General features: G+C 64.7%; 25 protein-coding genes and 1 pseudogene. 14 read left to right on the top strand and 12 right to left on the bottom strand.

The genetic code is table 11. From position 1 onward, the window contains the following. Nucleotides 1–85 precede the first annotated feature (85 nt). Both FFS30_RS12175 and FFS30_RS12170 read left to right on the top strand, forming a co-directional pair. Nucleotides 86–1288, top strand: coding sequence for a multidrug effflux MFS transporter (locus FFS30_RS12175; protein WP_137913395.1), 1203 nt, complete (start codon nt 86–88; stop codon nt 1286–1288). A gap of 101 nt (nt 1289–1389) precedes the next feature. Further along, nucleotides 1390–1566, top strand: coding sequence for a 30S ribosomal protein THX (locus tag FFS30_RS12170; protein ID WP_137913394.1), 177 nt, complete (start codon nt 1390–1392; stop codon nt 1564–1566). Between the two features lie 31 nt (nt 1567–1597). Here the strand turns inward: FFS30_RS12170 and hutI are convergent, their stop codons facing one another. Both hutI and FFS30_RS12160 read right to left on the bottom strand, forming a co-directional pair. Continuing rightward, nucleotides 1598–2827 carry an imidazolonepropionase gene (hutI, locus tag FFS30_RS12165; RefSeq protein ID WP_137913393.1) on the bottom strand — a complete coding sequence of 410 codons (1230 nt, stop codon included), beginning with the start codon at nt 2825–2827 and terminating at the stop codon, nt 1598–1600. Beyond that, complete coding sequence (locus FFS30_RS12160) at nt 2824–4224, bottom strand: chloride channel protein (protein ID WP_137913392.1); 1401 nt, start codon at nt 4222–4224, stop codon at nt 2824–2826. The genes hutI and FFS30_RS12160 overlap by 4 nt, the downstream gene beginning before the upstream one ends. Nucleotides 4225–4403: 179 nt before the next feature. Here FFS30_RS12160 and FFS30_RS12155 point away from each other — a divergent pair, with 179 nt between their 5' ends. Further along, nucleotides 4404–5780 carry a formimidoylglutamate deiminase gene (locus FFS30_RS12155; RefSeq protein ID WP_249352404.1) on the top strand — a complete coding sequence of 459 codons (1377 nt, stop codon included), beginning with the start codon at nt 4404–4406 and terminating at the stop codon, nt 5778–5780. Between the two features lie 161 nt (nt 5781–5941). Further along, on the top strand, nt 5942–6523 hold the full coding sequence (locus FFS30_RS12150) for a hypothetical protein (protein WP_137913390.1): 582 nt from the start codon (nt 5942–5944) through the stop codon (nt 6521–6523). Between the two features lie 27 nt (nt 6524–6550). Here FFS30_RS12150 and FFS30_RS12145 read toward each other — a convergent pair whose 3' ends face one another. Together FFS30_RS12145 and FFS30_RS12140 are read right to left on the bottom strand one after the other, a co-directional pair. Then, complete coding sequence (locus FFS30_RS12145; protein ID WP_137913389.1) at nt 6551–7381, bottom strand: sterol desaturase family protein; 831 nt, start codon at nt 7379–7381, stop codon at nt 6551–6553. A 34-nt stretch (nt 7382–7415) separates the two neighbouring features. Further along, nucleotides 7416–8345 (bottom strand): LysR family transcriptional regulator, encoded by a 930-nt coding sequence (locus FFS30_RS12140; protein ID WP_137913388.1) that lies wholly within the window; start codon nt 8343–8345, stop codon nt 7416–7418. Nucleotides 8346–8486: 141 nt separating this feature from the next. On the opposite strand from FFS30_RS12140, the gene FFS30_RS12135 reads away from it, so the two are divergent. Both FFS30_RS12135 and FFS30_RS12130 read left to right on the top strand, forming a co-directional pair. After that, on the top strand, nt 8487–9722 hold the full coding sequence (locus tag FFS30_RS12135) for an MFS transporter (protein ID WP_212742459.1): 1236 nt from the start codon (nt 8487–8489) through the stop codon (nt 9720–9722). Nucleotides 9723–9778: 56 nt separating this feature from the next. Continuing rightward, nucleotides 9779–10165: a tautomerase family protein gene (locus FFS30_RS12130; protein ID WP_137913387.1), complete on the top strand. Its 387-nt coding sequence runs from the start codon at nt 9779–9781 to the stop codon at nt 10163–10165. A gap of 12 nt (nt 10166–10177) precedes the next feature. Here FFS30_RS12130 and FFS30_RS12125 read toward each other — a convergent pair whose 3' ends face one another. Both FFS30_RS12125 and FFS30_RS12120 read right to left on the bottom strand, forming a co-directional pair. Next, complete coding sequence (locus FFS30_RS12125) at nt 10178–10585, bottom strand: VOC family protein (protein WP_137913386.1); 408 nt, start codon at nt 10583–10585, stop codon at nt 10178–10180. 18 nt (nt 10586–10603) lie between these two features. Continuing rightward, a complete protein-coding gene (locus tag FFS30_RS12120) occupies nt 10604–11887 on the bottom strand; it encodes an MFS transporter (protein ID WP_137913385.1) in 1284 nt (427 codons plus the stop codon). 87 nt (nt 11888–11974) lie between these two features. On the opposite strand from FFS30_RS12120, the gene FFS30_RS12115 reads away from it, so the two are divergent. Beyond that, nucleotides 11975–12445 (top strand): MarR family winged helix-turn-helix transcriptional regulator, encoded by a 471-nt coding sequence (locus tag FFS30_RS12115; protein WP_171014583.1) that lies wholly within the window; start codon nt 11975–11977, stop codon nt 12443–12445. A gap of 583 nt (nt 12446–13028) precedes the next feature. Here the strand turns inward: FFS30_RS12115 and FFS30_RS12110 are convergent. The 4 genes from FFS30_RS12110 to asnS all read right to left on the bottom strand — a co-directional run bounded on the left by FFS30_RS12110 (nt 13029) and on the right by asnS (nt 18443). Next, nucleotides 13029–13790, bottom strand: a complete 762-nt coding sequence (locus tag FFS30_RS12110; protein WP_137913383.1) for an ABC transporter permease — start codon at nt 13788–13790, stop codon at nt 13029–13031. A 3-nt stretch (nt 13791–13793) separates the two neighbouring features. After that, nucleotides 13794–14717, bottom strand: a complete 924-nt coding sequence (locus FFS30_RS12105) for an ABC transporter ATP-binding protein (protein ID WP_137913382.1) — start codon at nt 14715–14717, stop codon at nt 13794–13796. 138 nt (nt 14718–14855) lie between these two features. Further along, nucleotides 14856–16586, bottom strand: a complete 1731-nt coding sequence (locus FFS30_RS12100; protein ID WP_137913381.1) for a choice-of-anchor D domain-containing protein — start codon at nt 16584–16586, stop codon at nt 14856–14858. 456 nt (nt 16587–17042) lie between these two features. After that, nucleotides 17043–18443 (bottom strand): asparagine--tRNA ligase, encoded by a 1401-nt coding sequence (asnS, locus tag FFS30_RS12095; RefSeq protein ID WP_137913380.1) that lies wholly within the window; start codon nt 18441–18443, stop codon nt 17043–17045. 100 nt (nt 18444–18543) lie between these two features. Here asnS and FFS30_RS12090 point away from each other — a divergent pair, with 100 nt between their 5' ends. The 5 genes and pseudogenes from FFS30_RS12090 (at nt 18544) to rplI (ending at nt 21137) form a co-directional block, all read left to right on the top strand. Then, nucleotides 18544–18870 carry an iron-sulfur cluster assembly accessory protein gene (locus FFS30_RS12090; RefSeq protein WP_137913379.1) on the top strand — a complete coding sequence of 109 codons (327 nt, stop codon included), beginning with the start codon at nt 18544–18546 and terminating at the stop codon, nt 18868–18870. Between the two features lie 88 nt (nt 18871–18958). Beyond that, nucleotides 18959–19759 carry a hypothetical protein gene (locus FFS30_RS12085; protein WP_137913378.1) on the top strand — a complete coding sequence of 267 codons (801 nt, stop codon included), beginning with the start codon at nt 18959–18961 and terminating at the stop codon, nt 19757–19759. Between the two features lie 132 nt (nt 19760–19891). Continuing rightward, a pseudogene (gene rpsF, locus FFS30_RS12080) lies at nt 19892–20221 on the top strand (30S ribosomal protein S6); the annotation flags it as partial. A gap of 141 nt (nt 20222–20362) precedes the next feature. Continuing rightward, on the top strand, nt 20363–20587 hold the full coding sequence (rpsR, locus tag FFS30_RS12075; RefSeq protein WP_137913376.1) for a 30S ribosomal protein S18: 225 nt from the start codon (nt 20363–20365) through the stop codon (nt 20585–20587). Nucleotides 20588–20687: 100 nt separating this feature from the next. Then, nucleotides 20688–21137, top strand: a complete 450-nt coding sequence (gene rplI / locus FFS30_RS12070) for a 50S ribosomal protein L9 (protein ID WP_137913375.1) — start codon at nt 20688–20690, stop codon at nt 21135–21137. Between the two features lie 78 nt (nt 21138–21215). Here the strand turns inward: rplI and FFS30_RS12065 are convergent, their stop codons facing one another. Continuing rightward, nucleotides 21216–21752: a DUF4199 domain-containing protein gene (locus tag FFS30_RS12065; protein WP_137913374.1), complete on the bottom strand. Its 537-nt coding sequence runs from the start codon at nt 21750–21752 to the stop codon at nt 21216–21218. Between the two features lie 108 nt (nt 21753–21860). Beyond that, entirely contained in the window at nt 21861–22286 is a 426-nt protein-coding gene (locus FFS30_RS12060) for a response regulator transcription factor (protein ID WP_137913373.1), read from the bottom strand. Nucleotides 22287–22454: 168 nt separating this feature from the next. Here FFS30_RS12060 and FFS30_RS12055 point away from each other — a divergent pair, with 168 nt between their 5' ends. Both FFS30_RS12055 and FFS30_RS12050 read left to right on the top strand, forming a co-directional pair. After that, nucleotides 22455–23888: a replicative DNA helicase gene (locus tag FFS30_RS12055; protein WP_137913372.1), complete on the top strand. Its 1434-nt coding sequence runs from the start codon at nt 22455–22457 to the stop codon at nt 23886–23888. 243 nt (nt 23889–24131) lie between these two features. Then, nucleotides 24132–24323 carry a DUF6229 family protein gene (locus FFS30_RS12050; RefSeq protein WP_137913371.1) on the top strand — a complete coding sequence of 64 codons (192 nt, stop codon included), beginning with the start codon at nt 24132–24134 and terminating at the stop codon, nt 24321–24323.

Raw genomic sequence — 24323 nt, 5'->3', positions numbered from 1 at the left:
ATCATAGCCCGAGTTTGCGCATGCAGGCTTGCAATGGCGCCGGCCGGCCCCAGTGAAGACGCTCGCGCCCGAAAACAAGAAACTCATGAAAACCCAGTTCCTGAAATATGCCGTCGTGCTCGGCCTGATCACGGCGATCGGTCCGTTTGCGATCGATATGTATCTGCCCGCGTTGCCTTCGATCAAACAGAGTTTCGGCGCGAGCACGGCCGAGGCGCAGATGAGCCTGATGGTGTTCTTCATCGCGCTCGGCATCTGCCAGCTCGTCTACGGTCCGGTGTCGGATATGTTCGGCCGGCGCGCGCCGCTGTACTTCGGCCTCGGCCTGTTCATCGTCGGCAGCGTCGGCTGCGCGCTCGCACACGACATCCAGACCCTGATCGCGTTCCGCTTTGTGCAGGGCGTCGGCGCCTGCGCCGGCATGGTCATCACGCGCGCTATCGTGCGCGACATGCACACCGGCGCCGAGGCGGTGCGGCTGATGTCGCTGCTGATGCTCGTGTTCAGCGTCTCGCCGATCCTCGCGCCGCTGGCCGGCAGCTTCGTCATCGTCTGGGCGAGCTGGCGCGCGATCTTCTGGAGCGTGATCGGTGCGGCGGTGGTCGGCCTCGCGCTGCTGAGCCTGTTCGTGCCGGAAACGCGGCCGAAGTCCGAACGCGTCGATTCAAGCCTAGGCACGGCGCTCGCCGCCTACGGCGTGCTGCTGCGCGATCCGATGTTCCTCGGCCTGGTCTTCATCGGCGCATTCGGCGTCGCTAGCTTTTTCGCCTACCTGGCCAATTCGTCCTTCGTCCTGATCGAGCACTACGGCCTGACACCGACGCAGTACAGCCTGTGCTTCTCGATCAACGCGGTCGCGTTCTTCGGTGCCGCGCAGATGAACGGGCGGCTGGCGAAGATGTTCGGCATGCACCATGTCGTGCGCATGGCAACCTGGGGCTACGCCTCGGCGATGCTCCTGCTCGCCGCGCTGACTGCGCTCGGCGTCGACAGCCTGCCGGTGATGATCGTCGTGCTGTTCATCGGCTATGCCTTCCTCGGCCTGGTCATCCCGAACTCGTCGGTGCTTGCACTAGAACAGCACGGCGCGATTGCCGGCACCGCCTCCGCGCTGATGGGCACGCTGCAGTTCATGACCGGCGCCGTGGTCATGGCGATCACCGGCGCGATCGGCGACCGCACCTCGAAGACGATGATCTACGCCATCGCCACCTGCGCCGCGATCTCGTTCGTGCTCGCCCAGCTCGCCCTGTCGCGCCGGCGCGTGCGCGCCGCAGCGGCGGACTAGAGGCAGTTATCCGCATCGGGACAGGGCCGCGCCGATTTCTCAAGTGGCGCGCGCGCTGCTAAGCTACGCCACCTTTTTCAATCTGATGACAGGAGACAACCATGGGCAGAGGCGACCGCAAGACCAAGAAAGGCAAGATCGCGATTCGCAGCTACGGCAATGCGCGCCCGCACGAGCCGAAGCAGGCGACCGGCGCGAAGTCGGCCGCGGCCAAGCCTGCGGCGAAGAAAGCCGCCCCGGCCAAGAAAGCCGCCCCGGCGAAGAAGCCGGCGGCCTGAGCGCCTTGAGCCGATCGTAAAAAGCCCCGCATCAAGCGGGGTTTTTTTTGCCCGCGACGTAGACTTTCCGCGCCAGCGCGCCGCCGATCCAGTAGCACAGCTCGGCCGGATGCGCCGCATCCCAGACGACGAAATCGGCACGCTGTCCCGGCACCAAGGTGCCGCGGTCGGCGAGGCCGAGCGCGCGCGCCGCATTCGCGGTCGCGCCGCGCAACGCTTCCTCGGGCGTCATGCGGAACAGGGTGCAGGCCATGTTCATGGCGTGGCGCACGGAGAGCAGGGGCGAGGTGCCGGGATTGAGGTCGCTCGCCACCGCGAGCGGTACGCGATGGCGGCGGAACGTCTCGATCGGCGGCAGTGTATTTTCGCGCAAAGTATAGAAAGCGCCCGGCAGCATCACGGCGACGCTGCCGGCCGCGGCCATCGCCGCGATGCCGGCTTCGCTCGTGTATTCGAGGTGGTCGGCGGAGAGCGCGCCGAACTCCGCGGCGAGCGCCGCGCCGCCCGAGTCGGACAATTGGTCCGCATGCAGCTTCACCGGCAGCCCGTACGCGCGCGCGGTCTCGAACACGCGCCGCGTTTCCGACGGCGTGAAGGCGATGTTCTCGCAGAACGCATCGACCGCGTCGGCGAGCCCGGCATGCGCGATCTTCGGCAGCATGTGGATACAGACTTCGTCGACGTAGTCGGACTGGCGTCCGGCGAACTCGGGCGGCAGCGCATGCGCGCCGAGAAACGTCGTGCGCACGCCGATGCCAAGCTCGTCGCCGATGCGCCGCGCGACGAGCAGCATCTTCGCCTCGTTGTCGACATCGAGGCCGTAGCCCGACTTGATTTCGAGCGTGGTTGCGCCGTCGGCAAGCAGGGCGCGGGCGCGCGGCAGCGATTGCGCGAGCAATTCGTCTTCCGTCGCCGCGCGGGTCTTGCTCACGGTCGAGACGATGCCACCGCCTGCCTTGGCGATCTCGGCGTAGCTTGCGCCGTTGAGGCGCAAATCGAACTCCGCAGCGCGATCGCCGGCGAAGACGAGGTGGGTGTGGCAGTCGATCAGCCCCGGGGTGACCAGGGCTCCATCCGCGGATTCGACGCGCTCGGCGAGTGCGTCGGCCGCGCCGGGCAGTTGCGAACGCGCGCCGACAAAGGCGATGGCGCCGTCCTTCCAGGCCAGCGCGCCGTCGTCGACGAGGCCGAAAGCGCTGCCGTCGGCGGCCATCGTCGCCAGGCGGCAGTTGAGCAGGAGTCCGTCCCATTTTTTGTTCACGCTGGTTTCTCCGGTGGTGGCGCTGCGCCGCTCGCGGCCGTGCGCTGCAATTCGTATTCGCCGATCAGGCGCTGTGCAAATGCGCGATAGACCGGCACGGGCGCGACGAGTGAGGAGATCGCGCGCGCAAGCAAGCACACCGCCATGATCGGAATCGCCATGCTCTGATTGGCGGTCAGTTCGAGCGAGATCACCGCCGAGGTCAGCGGCGCCTGGGTGACACCGGCCAAGAACGCGCCCATGCCGAGCAGCACGACCGCGGTGTTGTCCGCGGACGGAAGCAGGGCGGCCAGTGTATTGCCCATGCCTGCACCGACCGCAAGCGCGGGCGAGAAGATGCCGCCCGGTATGCCGGCCCAGTACGAAACGATGTTCGCTCCGAGCTTGAGCAGTCCGAACGCTGCGGCGGCACCGTGTTCGGACTGGACCAGGGCGCGCGCTTCGGCATAGCCGGTGCCGTACACGCCGATGCCGAAGCCACCGCTGACGATGCCGAGCGTGGCCAGGGCGATGCCGCAGGCCGCGGCGAACACGACCGGCCGGTGTGCGCGCAGCGCGGCGATGCGCGCAAACGGATGGCGGCTGGCGGGATCGGGATCGCGCAGCAGGATCGTGCGCACGAACAGGCCGCCGCCGATGCCGCCGCAGAGGCCGCACGACAACACCGCGAGCCAGCTCTGACCGAGCGGCAGTTCGGCGGCGACGCGGCCGAAGTAGGCGTAGTTGCCGAGCACGCCGAGCGAAACGACGCCGGCGAAGATCACCGCGGTCAGCACGATGCCGCTGAAGCGGTGCTCGAAGGTGCCGGCGAGTTCCTCGATCGCGAAGACCACGCCGGCCAGCGGCGTGTTGAATGCCGCGGCGATGCCGGCGCCGCCGCCGGCGAGGATAAAGCGCGAGAGTGCGGCCGGGTCGGTGTAGCCGAGGCGGCGGCCGAGCGCGTGCATGATGCCGGCGCCGACATGCACGGTCGGGCCTTCGCGCCCGATCGACGCGCCGGCGGCGAGGCCGATCAGGGTCAGCAGCATCTTGCACAGCACAACCGGCAGCGCGAGCAGGCGGCGGCGAAAGTCGGCATCGGGCACTTCCAGCGCGGCGATGACCTGCGGGATGCCGCTGCCACGCGTCGCGCGCAGCGGGCCCGCGGTCAGCCACGCGAGCGCGGCGAACACCGCCGGCAGCAGGGCCAACGGCAGCCAGATCGAAATTCCAAGCAATTTGCGGAAGCCGGCAAAGGCGAGATCGCTGGCCTGTGCGAACGCGACCGCGGCAAAGCCGACGAGGATGCCGCCGCTCCACAGGGTCAGCCGGCGCTTCCATTGCGTCGGCTCGAACACATCCTGGCGGAACAGGTTGTGCAGCGCCGTGCGCACGGAGTCGATGAAAGAGAACGCCATGCGCGGATTATCGCAGACCGCGCCGCGTGCGGCTGCGTGCCGACGTGCTGGTATGTTCAGCATGCAACCCTTAGGCTTGCCGCAGAGTGTGCATGCGCGCTCGGGCCGGATCGCAGGCCGCACGCATGCCTTGCATGGCGATAAGGAAGAGCATGAATCAGGCGACGGCGGAACCAGCAGTGCGGTACTCGGCAGAGAATCTCTGGCGCCCCGGCGGCTGGCAGAAACAGGGCAGCGTGAGCGTCGGCTCCGCGCCGCAGAATCGCGGGGTTTTGATCGACGTGACGGCACAGGACGCGCGACAGGACACGCAGGCGCTCGGCCGCTACGTGCTGCCCGGTATGCCGAACCTGCATTCGCATGCGTTCCAGCGTGCGATGGCGGGCCTGGCGGAGAAGCAGACCAACGCATCGGACAGCTTCTGGACTTGGCGCGAGATCATGTACGCCTTCGCCAGCCGCATCGGCCCGGACGACCTGCGCGCGATTGCGGCGCAGCTCTATGTCGAGATGCTCAAGGCCGGCTACACCCACGTCTGTGAATTCCACTATTTGCATCACCGGCCCGACGGCAAGCCCTATGCCGATCCCACGGCGATGTCGCTTGCCCTGATCGAAGCGGCGCAGGAAGCCGGTATCGGCCTGACCCTGTTGCCAACCTTGTACATGACCGGCGGCTTCGACGGCCGCGCGCTGTCCGAGCGCCAGCGCCGCTTCGACCTCGAAGTCGACGGCTATCTGGCGCTTTTGCAGCAATTGGTAAAAATGGAAAATGCCGCATTGCGCGTCGGCGTCGCCCTGCATTCGCTGCGCGCCGTACCCGAGCGCGCGATGCGCGAAGTGCTCGGCGCCGACGTTACGCGTGCGATGCCGGTGCACATCCACATCGCCGAACAGATCGGCGAAGTGCAGGACTGTCTCGCCCTGCGCAACGCGCGCCCGGTTGAATGGCTGCTCGACAATATGCCGGTCGACGCGCGCTGGTGTCTGGTCCACGCCACGCATATGACCGCGCAGGAAACACAGCGGCTCGCCCAGTCGGGCGCAGTCGCGGGCGTATGTCCGACCACCGAGGCGAACCTCGGCGACGGCCTGTTTCCGCTCAAGGCTTATCTCGATCACGACGGCGTGCTCGGCGTCGGTTCCGACAGCCATATCTCGGTATCGCCGGTCGAGGAATTGCGCTGGCTCGAATACGGCCAGCGTCTGGCGACGCGGCATCGCAATATCGCCGTCTCTGCGGCGAACCACAGCGTCGGCGAGACCTTGTTCTCGGCCGCCCTGCGCGGCGGTACGCGTGCCGCGGGCACGGCGATCGGTGCGATCGACGCAGGCGCGCGTGCCGACCTCGTCGTCCTCGACGAAGACGCCGCGCTGCTCGCGGGACGCGATGCGGCGAACCTGATCGACACCTTCCTGTTCGCCGGCAATGCGAATCTGGTGCGCCACGTCATGGTCAACGGCGCCTGGACCGTGCGCGATTTCCGCCACCGCGACGAGGCGCGGATCGCTGCGCGCTATCGCGAAACGGTCGAGCGGCTGGCCGTGGCAGCCTGAGAGCGCTTGCGACGGCACGGAAACCGTGATTCAAATCGCGGTTTGTGCGTGCGCCCTGCATGGTTTGGCCGATCCGATGCGAGTATCGTGACGCCCGTCGCACGGCCCGTTGCCGCCGTGCGCCGCCCACCACAGTCCGCACGCATTTCGGGGAGATCGTCATGCTGCATCAGGCTCGCCTCCGCTCGCTGTTCGCTCTTTTCGCCTTGTTCTGTTCCGCGCCGCTCTACGCCGGAGCGATCGTCACTACGGTCAATATCCGTTCGGTCGACGACGCCTACGCGTTCGCTTCTGCGGGGCTCGGCATGCCGGTCACGAAAACGATCACGCTGACGTTCGACGCGAACGGCTCCGGTCCCGGCTTCGCCGCTCTGCTCAATTCGCTCGCCGTGCAAGGCGTCAACGCCGCCGATTTCACCATCGTCCCGGGCGGCACCTGTACGGCCGGGTCGACGCTCAGTACGAGCACGCCGTCGTGCACGGTGCTCGTGCAGTACTCGCCGTCTTCGAGCGCGGCCGAGAACGCCCAGCTCGCGGTCAACTGCCGCACGGTCGGCATCATTGGCGGCTTCACTTTGAACTGCAGCCCGGCGACGGGCGGTTCGAGCGGCACGATGTCGCTGCTTGGCTCGGTTGCCGCGATCGTGCAGGGCGCGCCGGCCTTGAGTCCCGGCGTGCTCACCCTGCTCGCGACGATCCTGGTCGGCGCCGGTACGTACTTCGCTGCGCGGCGCAACGGCTGAACGGATTCTTCGCGATGCGCACCCGACTCAAAGCCGGGGCAGCGAGCGTGCGCGCCACGGCGTTGCGAGCATGCCGAATGCGCTGTGCCAGCGCGGCGCGGCGAGTGCGGCGAGGCCGAACTGCGCGGGTTCCTCGGCAGGGGGCGTGAGCGTCGCGAACGCACGGTCCCAGCAAGACAAGATCACGCCATAGTTCGAGTTGGTGCGCTCCTGCACCGGCGAATGATGATTCCAGTGCAGACGCGGCGTGACCACGAGCCAGGACAAGGCGCGGTCGAGCACGCGCGGCCAGCGGATCGCCGCGTGATGCCAGTAGGCGAAGGCGAGGTTGAGAATCTCGTGCACGAGGTACACCCATGCCGGCACGCCGATCGCTGCGCAGGCGGCGATCTTCCATGATTGGGTCAGCACGAGGTGCAGCGGATGCTGGCGCAGGTTCGTGGTCGCGTCGACGCGTGGGTCCGAATGGTGCACGGCGTGCATGAGCCAGAGCCAGCGCAGGTTGTGGCTCAGGCGATGGAAGACGTAGTCGGCCGCGTCGAGCAGGGCGAACGCGAGGACCGCGTGCAGCCAGCCCGGCAGCGGCGCGAAATACAGCACGCCGACGCCGCGCATCTGCAGCCACTGCAGCAAGGCCCAGACTGTGCTGCCGAATACAATTGAAACGAAGACGACGCCGATCAGCCAGAGGGCGAGATTGTGCGCGCCGTGCACGAAGCGCGCGCGGTCCCAGCGCGTGCCCGGCGGCGGCAGCAGCCATTCCCCGGCAAGGGTGAGGACGAAGCCGAACAGCAGCACGAGATTGGCGATCTGCCGAAGCTCGGACTGCAGGGCGAAACTCTGAGCGACGTCGGACATGGCGGGCGCGGGGCGTGGCCGGATCGCGCGCAGACTAGCCCGCGCGCGCGCCGGTCCGCAAGCGCACGACGGACGCCGGTTTCTGCGCCGATTTGAGCGCGCCGGCAAGCAGGCCGAGCGGGCCGGCCAAGCGCCCGCAGGCAGCGCGGTGGGCGAGGCCGATATGGATCTGCGGCTTGAAATCGCGCAGATCGAGCACGTCCAGCTGGTTGCGATATTTGCTGCGGTCCAACGCGGTTTCGGTGGAGACGCCGAGACCGAGGCCGCGCGCGACCAGCGACATGCGCAATTCCGAATTGTAGGTTTCGACTGCGGCGACGAACGGCGCATTCGCACGCGCGAGCGCTTGGCGCAGCACTTCGCGATAGCCGCAGCCGTCCTGGCTCAGGATCCACGGCCGCTCGGCGAGGTCGGCGAGCGAGCGCCGGCCGCGCAGGCCGAGCGATTTCGCCGCGGTCACGATCATGCGTTGCGTCGACACCGGGTCGATGCCGAGCAGCGGCGACGCGGGCGCGTGCTCGGGCAGGTGCACCAGGGCCGCGTCGATGCGGTTGCTCGGAATCTGTTCGAGCAGGGCCGGGGACCAGGCCGTCGTGATGCGCAGCGTGAGCTTCGGGTAAGCCTTGCGCAGGCGGTCGAGCGGCTCGGCCAGGGTGTCGTCCGACTGCGACGGGGTGACGCCGAGGCGCAGCTCGCCGCTGATTTCGCCGTTCTCGGCGAAGCCGTCGCGCAGATCCTGCACCGCGCCGAGTACGCGCCGGCCGAGTTCGTAGGCATCGCGGCCCGCGGACGTCGGCTTGAGCGGCTTGGAGATGCGGTCGAGCAACTGCGCGCCGAGCGCTTCTTCGAGCCCCTGCACGCGCCGCGTGACCGCGGGCTGGGTCAGGTGCAGGGTCGCCGCCGCGCCCATGATCGAGCCGGCGTCGACCACGGCGAGAAAGGCTTCGATGTCGCGAGTGTTCATGCTTGCCTCCGTCGAAACGAAACGTACGAGCACCCATCCGTATTCAATAGTGACATAATAATTCTAAAAATAATTCAATTGAAGAATATTCATGACAAGCATAGAGTGTCGCGACATCATGTCAAGTATGGTTTGCACATCATGTCCACGACCGAGATTGAAGTGCCCGTGCGTTCCGCCGATGCCGCGGCCCTGATGCGCCCGGTGCCGACGCGGCTGTTCGCGTTCGCGGTCGGCGTGATCATCCTCAACCTGTTTTCCTCGCAGCCGCTGGTCGATGTGATCGGGCCTTCGCTCGGCCTCGACGCGCGCTTGTCCGGCTTCGTCACTCTATCCGTCCTGCTCGGCTATGCCGCGGGCTTGATGCTGCTCGTGCCGCTGTCCGATCTGGTCGAGAACCGGCGCCTGGCGCTGGCGATGCTCGGCGCCGATGCGCTCGCGCTCTGTGCTGCCGCGCTGGCGCCGTCGGCGCTGTGGTTCTTGATCGCGGCGTTCGCGCTCGGCGCGGCGATCAGCTGCATCCAGGTGCTGATGCCGCTCGCGGCGACGCTCGCGCCCGAGGCGCAGCGCGGCCGCGTGGTCGGCGACGTGATGAGCGGGATGATGGTCGGCGTGCTGTTCTCGCGTCCGCTCGCGAGTCTTGCCGCCGATGCGCTCGGCTGGCGCGGCATGTACTTCGCCTCGGCCGCGGTGGTCTGCGCGCTGATCGCTCTGCTCGCCTGGACCTTGCCGCGCCACCGCCCGCAGGGCGGTATCGGCTACGGTGCGCTGATTGCTTCGCTGTGGCAGCTCTTGCGCTCCGAGCGTGTGCTGCGTGTGCGCGCGCTGGAAACGGCGATGATGTTCGCCGCGTTCAATCTGTTCTGGACCACGATTGCGTTGCTGCTCGCCGAGCCGCCGTTCGAACTCGGTCCGCGCGGGATCGCGTTGTTCGCGCTGGCCGGCGTCAGCGGCGCCGTCGTCGCGCCGCTGGCCGGGCGCTGGGGCGATCGCGGCTGGGCCAAGCCGGCCTTCATCGGCCTGCATGCGCTCGCGATTCAGGCGATGATTCTGGCCGCGTTCGCCTATTCGCTCGCGTCGACTCTGCCGACTTTGTCGCTCGGCCTGCTCGTGGTCAGTGCCGTGCTGCTCGATGCCGGCGTGGTCGGCGACCAGGCGCTCGGTAGGCGCGCGGTCAATCTGCTGCGCCCCGAAGTGCGCGGCCGGCTCAACGGTCTGTTCACCGGCATCTTCTTTCTTGGCGGCGCGGCCGGTTCGGCGCTGACCGGATTTGCCTGGAAGTGGGGCGGCTGGAACGCGGTCTGCTTCCTCGCCGGCCTGTTCGCGTGCGCCGCGCTGGCGATCTCGTGGTCGACCTTGCGCGATCCGCGCGTTTGAGATTCGTTTTTTTTCGGCAACGAACATCTTCAACAACGAAATCGAAGGAATCCACCATGCCTCTCGTCACCCTGACCGTCGCCAAACCCAAGTCCGCCGAGTTCAAGTCTGGCGTGCTCGCCGCCGTGCACCAGGCGCTCGTCGCCTCGGGCGTGCCGCAGACGGATCGGTTTCAGCGTGTATTCGAGCTGGAGCCGGAGAATTTCCGCTACGACGCGAGCTATCCCGATCTCACCTCGGCACGCGACGAAAATTTCGTTCTGATCGAAGTGCTGTTTTCCGAAGGGCGCAACGTGAAGGTGAAGAAGAAGATCGTCGCCGACACACTCGCCGCACTGACCACCGCGCCACTGAGCTTGAACGCCGAGAACGTTATGATCGCGTTCAAGGAAACGCGCTGGGAGAACTGGTCGTTCGGCGGCGGCCGCTTCCTGCACGTTTAGCGTGCAATTCGATCAGGCCGGCGCGGTTGCGATCTCGTCGTAGCCGCGGTCGAGGAACTGCACGAAACAGAAGCCGTGGCCGAACGGATCGGCCATGACGGCGAGCTTGCCCCATACATCCGTCTGCACCGGTTGTTCGAGCACGGCGCCGGCGGCGATCGCGCGCGCGACCGCGGCGTCGATATCGGTCACGACGAAGTCGAGATGCACCGGCGTCCAGTGGCGCGCGTAGTCGCGCGGTTGCCCCGCCGCGGCGAGGCTGCCGGCGCGTTTGTCGAGCAGATAGATCGGCGCATTGCCGCCGAGGAGTTCGACCACGCCGCCGCCAAGATGGCGGCTGACGCGCAGTTCAAGAGCAGTGCAATAGAACTCGACCGCACGGTCGAGATCGTCGACATCGATATTGACCAGCGCATCCATGCGCCGATTCTACGACCGTCAGGCCGGCAGCGGCTGCAGTTGCGCTGCGCGGCGGCGGATCAGCATGACCAGGATCGCGGCGACGATGCAGGCCGCACCGGCGACAAAGAAGGCGCCGACGTACTGGTTGGTCTGCACGCGGATCACGCCGGCGCCGTAGGCCGCCGTCGCCGCGCCGAGCTGGTGGCCGGCGCCGATCCAGCCGTAGACGAGCGGCGACAATTGCGGGCCGAAACGATCGGTGGTCAGGCGCACGGTCGGCGGCACGGTGGCGATCCAGTCGAGGCCGTAGAACACGGTGAACAGGCCGAGGCTGCCGATGCTGAAATCGGAATAGGGCAGATAGAGCAGGGACAGTCCGCGCAGTCCGTAATAAGCGCAGAGCAGCAGGCGGCTGTCGTAGCGGTCGGAGAGCCAGCCCGACGCGGTCGTGCCGATGATGTCGAAGATGCCCATGACCATCAGCAGGCCCGCAGCGCGCGTCTCGGGGATGCCGTTGTCTGCGCAGAAGGCGATCATATGCGTGCCGATCAAACCGTTCGTCGACAGCCCGCAGACGAAAAACGTGGCGAACAGCAGCCAGAACGTGCCGCTGCGCGAGGCTGTCGCGAGCGCACCGAATGCGGCGGTGAGCGGGTTGGCGCGCGACGCGTCGTTGGCGTCGGCGCCCGTTGCGCCGTAGCGATGCAGGCCGACTTCGGCCGGGCGCTCCGGCATCAGCAGCAGCACGAGCGCGATCAGCACGACGGCCGCGCCGGCGACGATATAGACGACGACGCGCCAGTCGTAGCCGTGATCGATAAACCAGGTAAGCAAAGGCAGGAAAATCAGCGATCCGGTCGCGGTGCTCGCTGTGAGCAGGCCGAGCACGCTGCCGCGATTGTGCTCGAACCAGCGGTTGACGACGGTCACGCCGAGCACCATTGCCATCGTGCCGGTGCCGATACCGGCGAGCACGCCCCAGGTCAGGATCAGGCCGAGCGGCGAGGTGACGAAGGCACTGCCGCCCATCGCGGATGCAAGCAGGAGGAGCGCGGCGACCATGGTGCCGCGGATACCGAAGCGCTGCATCGCCGCGGCGGCGAACGGGCCCATGAGGCCGAACAGGGCGAGCCCGATCGATACGGCGAGGGTGATCTGGTCGCGGCTCCAGCCGAAGTTCTTTTCCAGCGGTACGATCAGCACGGCCGGCGTTGCGCGGATGCCGGCGACGACGAGCAGGGTGACGAAGGTCAGCGCGGCGACGACATAGGCATAATGCAGTCGGCCGTTGAGACGGGCGGCAAGATAGCGGCGAAGCATGCAGGTTCCGTTGGCGGATCGGTGCCGCCGCATGATGAAAAGTATATAATATGAGTATATGCACCTAATTTTCCGATGGCAAGATCGATGAAAGAAAAATCCTCCAAGGCGTCCTTCGCGGCAGCGAAGCGGCGCACCGAATGCGTCTGCATCAATCTGCGGCGCATGTCGCGCACGGTCAGCCAGATCTATGACGACGCGCTCGCGCCGGCGGATATCAAGATCACTCAGTTCTGTCTGCTGCGCGCGATCGAGCGCATCGGGCCGACCGGCGTCGGCGCGCTCGCCGAAGACCAGGAACTCGACCGCACGACGCTGACGCGCAACTTGGCCTTGCTCGAACGCGAGGGTTTCATCGAACAGGCGCCGGGGCCGGACCGACGCACGAGCCTGACACGGCTCACGCGCGCGGGCACGGCCGCGGTCGCGCGCGCGCTGCCGCACTGGGAGCGCGTGCAGGACGAACTGCGCGACGCGCTCGGCGACGAGACGCTGAAGAAACTAAACGAGATTCAAGCGACGATCAGCGCGGCTGCGGCGGGTTCGGGCAAGTCTTGAGGGATTGCGCGGTGCCGCTAATGGGCGCCGGTCTTTTGGCCGTTGCAGGGCGCACAAAAGATACCTGTGAAGCAAGATGATTCCTGCGCTTCGCCGCGATGGCGAAGCGCAGAGATGCCGTCGTCAGTTGCACTGAACCTGGCAAGCCAGCAGCACCTGTGCCGGATACACGCACTGTCCGCTTTGATGGGTCTGTTCGCAATATGTATGCAGGCAGGCCTGCACGCAGGGATCCGGCGGCGGCTTCTGGATTGCGCTTGCCGAAACGCCGAATCCGATTCCGAAAAATAGAGCGCACAACACCTTCAGTCTCATGCTCATCTTCATCTCCATAAAGTTGAATGGCATACGTCTGGACTACGGTGGTACTGTCGAAACACTGCTCGGTTCGCGTTTTCCGAATCACGCGCGCAAACCGCCGGCAGTATAGAAAGGGCGAATTAGGTCCTTCTTAAATGATTGGCCGGGCAGTGACGTATTTCGCATTGGCCGGCAACCCTGCTGTGGAATCGCACGACAGGCACGCCCGGGCGATGCCCGTACGAGCGGAATTTTTCGGCGACCGTCGAAAAGAAAATCCCGCTCAGTTGCGTAGTTTGTACCCGGTCTTGAAGATCCAGCCGATGATGGCGAGGCAGAGTGCGAGAAAGCCGAGGATCGCGGCGACGCTGACCGCGACGTCGACGTCGGCCTTGCCGTAGAAACTCCAGCGCATGCCCGAAATCAGATAGACGATCGGGTTGAACAGGCTGATCTTCTGCCACAGCGGCGGCAGCATCGTGATCGAGTAGAACGCGCCGCCGAGGAAGGTGAGCGGCGTCATGATCAACATCGGCACGATTTGCAGACGCTGGAAGCTGTCGGCCCAGAGGCCGATGATGAAACCGAACAGGCTGAAGCTGATTGCGGTGAGGCTGAGGAACGCGACCATCCAGAACGGATGCTCGATGTGGTACGGCACGAAGAAGCGTGCGGTGACCAGGATCAACACGCCGAGCATCAGCGACTTGGTCGCCGCGGCGCCGACGTAGCCGATCACCGCCTCGAACGCCGAGACCGGCGCCGAGAGCAGCTCGAAGATCGTACCGGCCCACTTCGGCATATAGATGCCGAACGCGGCATTCGAGATGCTTTCGTTGAGCAGCGGCAGCATGAGCAGGCCGGGAATGATGAAGGCGGCGTAGTCGACGCCGTCGACGTTGCCGACGCGTGCGCCGATCGCCGCGCCGAACACGATGAAGTAGAGCGAGGTCGACAGCACCGGCGAGAGCAGCGATTCCATCAGCGTGCGGAAAGTGCGCGCCATCTCGAATTTGTAGATCGCGCGGATTGCATAGAAATTCATGGTTCAGCTCCGCAGCAGACTGACGAAAATGTCTTCGAGCGAAGACTGGCTCGAATGCAGGTCTTTGAAATCGATGCCGTGCGCGGCAAGGCAGCGCAGCAGTTCGGCGATGCCGGTCTCGTCGCGCTGCGTGTCGAAGGTGTAGGTCAGTGCGCTGCCGTCGGCCGACAGCTCGAGCGGCAGTGCGGCCAGCTCTGCGGGAATCTGCCGCAGCGGCGTCTGCAGTTGTAGCGTTAGCTGCTTCTTGCCGAGCTTGCGCATAAGCACGGCCTTGTCTTCGACGAGGATCAGCTCGCCCTTGCGGATCACGCCGATGCGATCGGCCATGTCCTCGGCTTCTTCGATATAGTGCGTGGTCAGGATGATCGTCGTGCCGTTCTCGCGCAGGCGCCGCACCATCTGCCACATGTCGTGGCGCAGCTCGACGTCGACGCCCGCGGTCGGCTCGTCGAGAAATAGGATGTTCGGTTCGTGCGCGAGCGCCTTGGCGATCAGCACGCGGCGCTTCATGCCGCCCGACAAGGTCATCACCTTGGCGTCGCGCTTTTCCCAGAGCGACAGGTCGCGCAGCACTTTTTCGATGTGCGCAGAATTCGGCGCATGGCCGAACAGGCCGCGGCTGAAGCTCACGGTGGCGATCACGCTCTCGAAGGCATCGGTGTGCAGCTCCTGCGGCACGAGCCCGATTTTCTTGCGCGCCGCGCGATACTCGCGCGCGATGTCGTGGCCGTCAGCGGTGATCGTGCCCGTGGTCGGGTTGACGATGCCGCAGACGATACTGATCAGGGTGGTCTTGCCGGCGCCGTTCGGCCCGAGCAGGGCGAAGATCTCGCCGCGGCGGATGTCGAGATCGACCGACTTGAGCGCCTGCAGTCCGCCCTTGTAGGTTTTGCTGACGCCTTTGATCGAAACGATGTTTGTTGTCATGTGCCGCATTCTATTCGGCATTTCCGCTTTCGCGGAACTGTCGCAATCGAAGAATGCAGAGTGCGTGGGGAAATCGGCGTTGCACGAAGCGATGCCGCAGCGGCGAAAGTTCCGTCGCTGCGGCATCGAGAAGATCGTTTACGGTGCCGTGCCGATTTTCCGCAGTCCCAACCAAGCCGCGAAACCGAGCATGCCCGCGAGCAAGAAAAGCGCCCAGAGGGAGAGTGCTGGCGCCGGTGCGGCAGGTGTGACCGGTGGCGCCGCGATTGACTGGCCCGTCACCGCGAAGGTGAAGCTCGGCGCCGAAGGATCGTTGCTGCGGATCGTGATCGTTGCGTTGTGCGCGCCGATCGCGGCTGGCTGATAGCTCAGCGTGAACGCCGCGTTGGCACCGCGCGCGATCGTGCCCGGTACACTGCCGATGACAAAGGCCGCATTGTCGCTGCTGATACTCGAAACGACGAGATCGCCCGCGGCCTGAGGAGCGAGATTATCCGTCGACGCTTGCGGCTTGCCGGTCGCGGCCGGGCTGACGCTCGCGATGTTGCCGATCGAGAAGCTATGCGCCGCCTGCGCGCCGGCTTGGATATGGCCGAAGTCGGTGCCGTTGCTCACGTTCGGTGTGGCGGCGCCGTTGCCGATCGCATTGCCGTTGCCGGACAGTTGCAGCTTGCCGGCGCTCGCATTGGCCGAGCACGTCGCCGTGCTGCCGCCGTGGTCGCCCGCGCAGCTCCAGTTCCACGGGCCCGAGCCGCTCACCGCGCTCGGCGTGCCCGCGCTGCACAGATGAGTCGGCGTGACCGAGAGCGTGCTGCCGTTGTCGCTGCCGCAGACGCCGTTGACGGTCGGCGGCGCGCATTCGACCACGATGCCGGTAACGTCGGCGCCATTCAGATTGCCGGCGCCGTTGGTCACCGAGCAGACTTGCGCCGGGGCGGACGGCTGTGTGTTGACACTGACCGCGTAGGCGGAGCCGTCGGCGAGCGCGGTCGGGAAAGCGAATTTGCCGTTGGCCACAATCGGCAAGGTCTGCACGCCGGAGTTCAGGTTCAGCACGAGGCCGCTGCCGACCAGTCCGTTGAGCGTACCGCCGACGCTGTATTTCGCCGTGCCGATGCCGGTGCCGAATAAGGTGATCGAGTAGCTGGTGCTGTTCGGATAGGTGGTGCCGTCGATGCTGATCGCAGTGTGGTCCGATTTGGCCCCGACCGCAGCGGGATGGAAGGTATAGGTGAAGACGCAACTGTCGCCGGGCTGCAGTGCTTTGCCCACACAATTTTGTACTCCGCCGAAATTAGCCGTATCGAAGACGCCGCCGCCGCCATAGGTCGGAGTCTGCACGGCATTCGACACATTCTTGATGATCACATTGAGGCTTGTGCTCGTACCGACCATGACATTGCCGAAATCGAGCGCCGTCGGCGATACGGTCAACGGTAGAATGCCGATGCCCGACAGACTGACCGTGTAGCTGGTGCTGCCGATATTGAACGATGTGCCGTTTGAGCGCGCACCGAGCGTGCCGGGATGAAAGATGTAGTTGAGTATGCAACTTTCACCGGGCTGGAGCGTGCGTCCCCCGCAGGTCTGGTTCGCGTCGAAATACGTCTTGTCAGAGAGGCCGCCGCCGGCCAGGGCCGGTATCTGCGCAACCTGCGACACGTTGGTGATGGTCACGGCGAGCTTGGCGCTCGTACCGACCCCCACATTGCCGAAATCGAGCGTGGTAGACGACACGGCGAAGTCTCCGGGAGCGGCTCGCGCCGTCGTCGCCATGCAGAAGGTCGACAAAAGAAGGCCGAGGGCGATAAAGCCGAGCAGCCATTTCGGCGATCGCATCGGCACGTGGAAGAACGACTTCGCTGACATAAGATCCTCTGGAGACACTGATGGTTAGTCCTTTCGGCGCCGACCCGATCGGAGTTTCGATTCGGATCGAAGTCGCTGCGCCGTCGCGCCGGAATCGATGCGTCGTTGAAGCGGCATCGCGAAGCGATCGCGCGACCGATGCGTTCCGGCGTGGAAGCTAAGTACGTGCTGCGGTGACGGTTCCGGACATGCGGCGGCTTGCGCGTGTGCATGTCGGCGAATGTGGGCTTATCTGCGAAGCCGGTCCTTCATGATCGGAACGACGTTCGGATTTTCATCTCGACGAATTCGCCGGTGCGCTCGATGCCGGCATCGACGTGCTGCGCGTTGGTCGAGGGAATGCGCGACGACGCGATCACGACGGCGGCATGTCTGCGCGACGAGCGCATACAAAAACCCCCGGACATGCCGGGGGTTTGATCTGCACCAGTTTTCGCACGCGTTGCGTGCGCAACCTCAGAATTCCGCGGCGCCGGGCACGCGCGGATACGGGATGGCGTCGCGGATATTGGACAGGCCGCAAACGTAGACCACGAGGCGTTCGAAGCCGAGGCCGAAGCCGGCGTGCGGCACCGTGCCGTAGCGGCGGAAATCGCGATACCACTGGTAGTGCCCCGGGTCGAGCTTGAACTGCGCCATGCGCCGGTCGAGATAATCGAGACGCTCCTCGCGCTGCGAGCCGCCGATGATTTCGCCGATGCCGGGCGCGAGCACGTCCATCGCGGCGACGGTCTTGCCGTCGTCGTTGAGGCGCATATAGAACGCCTTGATCGCTTCCGGATAATTCATCACGACGACCGGACGGCCAACGTGCTTCTCGGTCAGGTAGCGCTCGTGCTCGGTCTGCAGGTCGCTGCCCCAGGCGACCGGATACTCGAACTTGTGTCCGGAGTTCTGCAGGATCTTCACCGCCTCGGTGTAGTCGATGCGCTCGAACGGCGCGTTGACCAGCGCTTCGAGGCGCGTGATCGCTGTCTTGTCCTGGCGCTCGGCGAAGAACTTCATGTCGTCCATGCGCTCTTCGAGCACGGCCTTGAAGATGTATTTGAGGAAATCCTCAGCCAGGGTCGCGTCGTCGTTGAGATCGGCGAAGGCGATCTCGGGCTCGATCATCCAGAATTCGGCGAGATGGCGCGTCGTGTTCGAGTTCTCCGCGCGGAAAGTCGGGCCGAAGGTGTAGACCTTGCTCATCGACAGGCAGTAGGCCTCGACGTTGAGCTGGCCGGAGACGGTGAGGTAGGTTTCGCGGCCGAAGAAATCTTTGTTCCAGTCGATGCCACCCTTGTCGTCGCGCGGCAGGTTGACGAGATCGAGCGTGGAGACGCGGAACATCTGTCCGGCGCCTTCGGCGTCGCTCGCGGTGATGATCGGCGTGTTGATCCAGAAGAAGCCGCGCTCGTGGAAGTAGCGATGGATCGCCTTGGCGATGCAGTCGCGCACGCGCGTCACCGCGCCGAAGGTGTTGGTACGCGAGCGCAGATGTGCGACCTCGCGCAGGTACTCCATCGTGTGCGCCTTGGGCTGGATCGGGTAGGTCTCCGGATCCTCGACCCAGCCGACGACTTCGAGCTGGGTTGCCTGGATCTCGAATGCCTGGCCCTTGCCCTGCGAAGGCACGAGTTCGCCGGTCGCGATCACTGCGCAGCCTGCGGTCAGGTGGGCGATCTCGTTCGCGTAGTTCGCCAGCGTGTTCTGCGCCACGACCTGGATCGGATCAAAGCACGAGCCGTCGCTGACGTTGACGAAGGACAGCCCGGCCTTCGAATCGCGGCGCGTGCGCACCCAGCCGCGCACGGTGACTTCGCTGCCGGCGGCGATCGAACCGGACAGGGCTTGCTTGACGCTGGCGATGGACATGCCTTGAAACTCCCTAGGTTTTGCCCACATCTTGAGGCGTGGGCGCAGTTGTTTTTTGCTCGGTGGAAGAGCAAGGCGCGCATGATAGAATCAAAGGCCCATGAACATCCAACTCACCAGCGCCGCGCGCACGCGCATGCAGCAGTTCCTCAGCGCCAATCCACAGGCGGCAGGGGTGCGTTTCGGTGTGCGCAAGACCGGATGTTCGGGTTATGCCTACGTGGTCGATATCGCCGATCGCGTCGCGGCCAACGACCAGGTGATCGAACGGGACGGGGTCAAGCTCGTCATCGATGACAAGAGCGCCGCGCTCGTCGACGGCACCGAGATCGATTTCGCCCGCCAGGGCCTGAATTCCGCCTTCGTCTTCCGCAACCCGAATTCGACCGGTGAGTGCGGCTGCGGTGAGAGTTTCACCGTCAGCTGAGGCAGTTTACCCGGCCGCGGCGCGGCAATCTGGACGAAACGGGCGTCGCCGCGGATACTGCGGCGCTAGGGCAACGGGGTAGGGCATCGTGACGGAATCGGATACGAGCACGGCGGTCGCGCCGGCAGCGCAGCGCGTGGACAACCCGGCATCCGACTCGGCGCTGCACAGTCTGCTTCCGCATCTGCTCAAAGTAATCAAGCGCGAGCCGGCGTTCGGCATCACGGTGGCCTATTTGCTCGTCGCGATGGCGGGCATCTTCTACAACTACCGCTTCTACGGGAAGTTCCAGATCCCGGTGTTGAGCCTGTCGCAGATCAGCGATTTTCTGACTGCCGGGATTCAGCATCCGATCGCCCTGGTGCTCGTGCTGACGACGTTCCCGCTGATCTGGCTGTTCGATTGGATAAATGTCCGTTCGCGGCGCCGGTATCGGCTTGCCCTTGAGCGCGCGCATGAGGGCGGTGGATCCGGCTGGCAACAGCGCTGGCGTCGGCGTTGGTTCAAGTGGAACGCCGAATTCGGCGATCGGTTGTGGATTCACCAGGCCGCCTACTTCTTCGTTATCGTGGTCTACGGCTGGAATTTCGTTGCGATCTACGCGGGCTATCAGGCCGAGCGGGTCCGCAACGGCGAGGCGGAGCAGGTGAGAATCCGGCTGAACGGCAGCGAGGCCGATCTCGCGGCGTCGAAATCGCCGACCTGGACTTACCTCGGCGCGGTGTCGAACTACGTCTTCGTCTACGATGCGGCAGCGAAACAGTCGCTGATCCTGCCGACCAACAACATCATGCGCATCCAGCCGGTGCGGCCGGCAGCCAAGACGGACGCGGCCAAAGCGGAGCCGGCAAAAGCCGATTCCGCCGGCGAAGTTGCGCCAAAACCCTGATTCCCCTACAATTCGCGGTTCTCCGCACGGCCCTTGCGCCGGCGGAGCCTTGCCTCACCGTGATTCCAAGCGAAATCGTCGGGAGGCTGTCGCAGCGGAAATCCCTTCGCGCGATACCCACAAGGAGACAATATGCGTCATTACGAAGTTGTGTTTCTGGTCCACCCTGACCAGAGCGAGCAGGTGCCTGCGATGATCGAGCGCTACAAGACGCTGATCGAAGGCGGCCAGGGCAAGATCCACCGCTTTGAAGACTGGGGCCGCCGTCAGCTCGCGTACCCGATCAACAATCTGGCCAAGGCGCACTACGTCCTGTTCAACATCGAGTGCGGCCCGGAAGTGATCAAGGAACTGCAGACCGGTTTCCGCTTCAACGACGCGGTGCTGCGTCATCTGATCATCCACCGCGACGAAGCGATCACCGAGCAGTCGTTCATCCTCAAGAACAAGGACGACAAGGGTGGCCGCCGCCGCGACGGCGAGGAAGTCATCGGTTTCGGCGGTGAGGATTTCGACGAGCCGCGTCAGCGCCGTCCGCGTCCGCCGCGTGAAAACGCCGCTGCCGCCGCCCCCGCCGCCGAGCCGACCCAGGAGTAAGCCACCATGTCGAAATTTTTCCGTCGCAAGAAGTACTGCCGTTTCACCGCCGAAGGCGTGACGCTGATCGACTACAAGGATCTCAACACCTTGCGTCAGTACCTCACCGAAACCGGCAAGATCGTGCCGAGCCGCATCACCGGCACCAAGGCGCGCTACCAGCGCCAGCTGACCACGGCGATCAACCACGCCCGCTATCTGGCCCTGCTGCCGTACAGCGACGCGCATTGATCCTCATGCCCTCTCGCGTAGAGAGGGCTTGAGACAAATTCGGACAACAACCACCTGCTGCGCCGGACACCGTGCCGGCGCTAACGAATCGGAGAACATTATGGAATTGGTCCTTTTGCAGAAAGTGAAAAACCTTGGCGGCCTTGGCGACAAGGTCAAGGTCAAGCCGGGCTACGGCCGCAACTATCTCGTGCCGCAGGGCAAGGCCGTGCCGGCCACCGAGAAGAACGTCGCCGAGTTCGAGAAGCGCCGCTCGGAGTACGAGGCCAAGGCGAACTCGATCCTCGCCGCTGCCGATACGCGCAAGGCCGCGCTTGAAGGCGCCGCGATCACGATCAAGGCGAACGCGAGCCCCGAAGGCAAGCTGTTCGGCTCGGTCGGTCCGCGCGAAATCGCCGAGGCGTTCAGCGCCGCCGGCCATCCGCTGGAAAAGAGCGAAGTCGTCATGGGCGAAGGCTCGATCCGCCACACCGGCGAGTTCGAAGTCCATGTCCACCTGCACGCCGACGTGCACACGACGGTCAAGGTCACGGTCACCGGCGACGAGTAAATCGTCGGCAGCCATTGCCGAGTCGAAAAGAGGCGCCTGCGGGCGCCTCTTTTTTTGTCCGCGACCGGCAACCCGCGACTAGGTGCGCTGGACCGCGAGGAACCGGCGGTTGCGCAATAGCGCCGCGGCGATCAACGAAACCAGCGCGCCGATCGGGAAGATTTCGGTGAACGTCATCGGCAGGCGGTAGAGCGGGTTGGCGTACTGCGCTTTCAAGGTCTCCATTTCGGCGACGAATTTCGCCAGGGCTTCGCCTGAAACGCCGCTGGCTTTCTTCTGTTCGATCAAGGTTTGTGCATAGCCGCCGATGAAGTCCATATGGGTCGTGGCGAGCAGCGCTTCCCAGGCGCACACGTAGAACACGCTGGCGACGACGGTGATGCCGAGGCCGAGGGCGAACGCGGGCCAGAAACGGATCACGCCGCCGAGGTCGCCGTCGCGATGACGCTTGATCGCGATGAACACCAGGCTGAACGCGATCAGCATCGTCGTGTAGCCGATGACCATGCCCCAGGCGACCGGCATATGGTGGTCCAGGGTCACGGTCAGGACGAGCATCGGAACGCCGACGATCAGGCCGGCGAGGACACCGTAGCGCAGAATGATGCGGAACATACTTGCTTGCCTCCATTGGACGGGGAAGCCGATTAACCCTCGCGCGCCGCCGCCGCGGCAATCATCCAAACGGGTGATTTCGGCGATTCGACCCGAAATTACCTGGCCTCAGCGCACGATTCCGAGTTCTCTGGCCTTGGCGATCGCGTCGGTGCGCCGTTTCGCTCCGAGCTTCTCGAACAATCGGGCGACATGGGTTTTGACCGTATTCGGCGAGACGTCGAGTTGTCTGGCGATCTCCTTGTTCGACCGGCCCGCGGCGATTTCCATGAGCACAGCGAGTTCGCGCGGGCTGATGCCGAGCGAGGCCTGCGCCTGCGGATTGCCGTCGAAAGCCGGTGCGGCCGGCGTCTTCACCACGCGCATGCCGATATAAATGCCCAGGGTGAGGAAGCCCGCGCCGATCAGGAACGTGGCCGCGTCGGCGAAATGCGTGCGCATCAGGCGCTGGTAGTCGAGCAGGGCGAGGACGAGCGTGCCTGCCGCCAGCAGCGCTCCGTATCCGGCCGCCCGTTTCCAGAGGAACCCCTTCATGGCTTCGCATTATTGCGCACGGTCGCCCGCGCAGGGAACGCGGCCGGCGCGTACCGGCATCAGGACGATTTCCACAAGTTATCCACTGGCGAGTCAACAGACGGGTATGAAAGCATGCTCGCCCAGGCCGCGCGCAATTCTCGGCTGCTGAGATGGCAGCGAAGCACGATGCGCGCGATACCACGACGCCCGCCGCACAGTAAACAAAAAAACGACATGGCCGTTTCCCCAGACCGCTTTTCCGCCGGGCGCATCGATGCGCTGCGTGTGCCGCCGCATTCGATCGACGCCGAACAGGCCGTGCTCGGCGGACTCATGCTCGATGCGAACGCCTGGGAGCGCATTGCCGACAAGCTCGTCGAGGACGATTTCTATCGCAAAGACCATCGTCTGATTTTCCGCGCGATCGGCGAGCTGTCGAACAAGAACATGCCCTGCGACGCGGTCACGCTGGCCGACTGGTTCGAGTCGAACAAGCTGTCCGAACTCGTCGGCGGTTCGAGCTACGTGATCGAACTCGCCAACGCGACGCCGAGCGCGGCGAACATCGGCGCCTACGCCGACATCGTGCGCGAGAAGTCGGTGCTGCGCCAGCTCATCGAAGCGGGCACGAAGATCGCCGGCGACGGTTTCCAGCCGGAAGGCCGTTCGACCCAGGAGATACTCGAAGGCGCGGAACTCGAAGTGTTCCGCATTGCCGAAGCCGGCGCGCGCGGGCGCAAGGGATTCACGCCGATGCGCGCGGCGGTGAAAGAAGCATTTCAGATCCTCCATCACCGTTTCGAGAACAAGGGTGCGGTCACCGGTCTGCCGACCGGCTTCGCCGATCTCGACGATATGCTCGCCGGTCTGCAGCCGTCCGATCTGATCATCCTTGCCGCGCGTCCGTCGATGGGCAAGACCGCGCTTGCGGTGAACATGGCCGAGCACGCGGCGATCAAGTCGAAGAAGGCGGTCGCCATATTCTCGATGGAAATGTCGGCCTCGCAGCTCGCGTTCCGTTTGATCTCCTCGCTCGGCCGCATCAACCAGCAGCATTTGCGCACCGGCGACATCCAGGAAGAGGAGTGGCCGCGCGTGACCAGCGCGATCACGCTACTGTCCGACGCGAAAATCTTTATCGACGATACGCCGGCGCTGTCGCCCGGCGAATTGCGCGCGCGCGCGCGTCGTCTCAAGCGCGAGCACGATCTCGGCCTTATCGTGATCGACTACCTGCAGCTCATGCAGGTGCCCGGCAACAAGGAGAACCGCGCGACCGAGATTTCCGAAATCTCGCGCGGCCTGAAGGCGCTGGCGAAAGAACTCAATGTGCCGGTGATCGCGCTGTCACAGCTCAACCGCTCGCTCGAACAGCGCACCGACAAACGTCCGATGATGAGCGACTTGCGCGAATCGGGCGCCATCGAGCAGGACGCCGACGTGATCCTGTTCATCTACCGCGACGAGTACTACAACCCCGATTCGCCTGATAAAGGCCAGGCCGAAGTGATCATCGGCAAACAGCGTAACGGCCCGACCGGTTCGGTCAAGCTGACCTTCCTCGGTCACTACACGAAGTTCGAGAACTTCGCCGCCGACAGTTACGGCAGTTACGATTGATCTTCGCGGAATAGCACCAGCGCATCGCGCTTCGATGCGCGTGCTTATTTGCGGAGATGCGCAAGGCGATCGTTAATAAGTATTTCCACTTTCATTGCCTTGTCGTTCAAAAAATCTGAAATAACCGCATCGAGTTCGCATATGGTGCAATGCATATCGAGCCCATTCCGCGCGGTGATATAGTCGATCGCGAATAGCGCTCATTCGAGTGCTATTCAAATCCACGTCAATAGGAGACAGGTTATGAGTAATGATCTGGAAAGCTCGATGTTGATCGATCAGTGGCGCACGGACTCGTCGGTGGACAGCCCTGCCGGCCCTCTCTATCTCGGCGGCGACTATGTGGAATCGGATATCGTAGGTTCCACGGTAATGAGCACGACCACGTTTGCCTGCACGCAGGGCACGCGCGTTCACGACAACTGCTGCAATTGA

This window comes from Rudaea sp. 3F27F6 (assembly GCF_005503555.1).
Classification (GTDB): domain Bacteria; phylum Pseudomonadota; class Gammaproteobacteria; order Xanthomonadales; family Rhodanobacteraceae; genus Rudaea.
The sequence above is the reverse complement of the archived record's forward strand: the minus strand, read 5'-3'. Positions and strand labels throughout refer to the sequence as shown.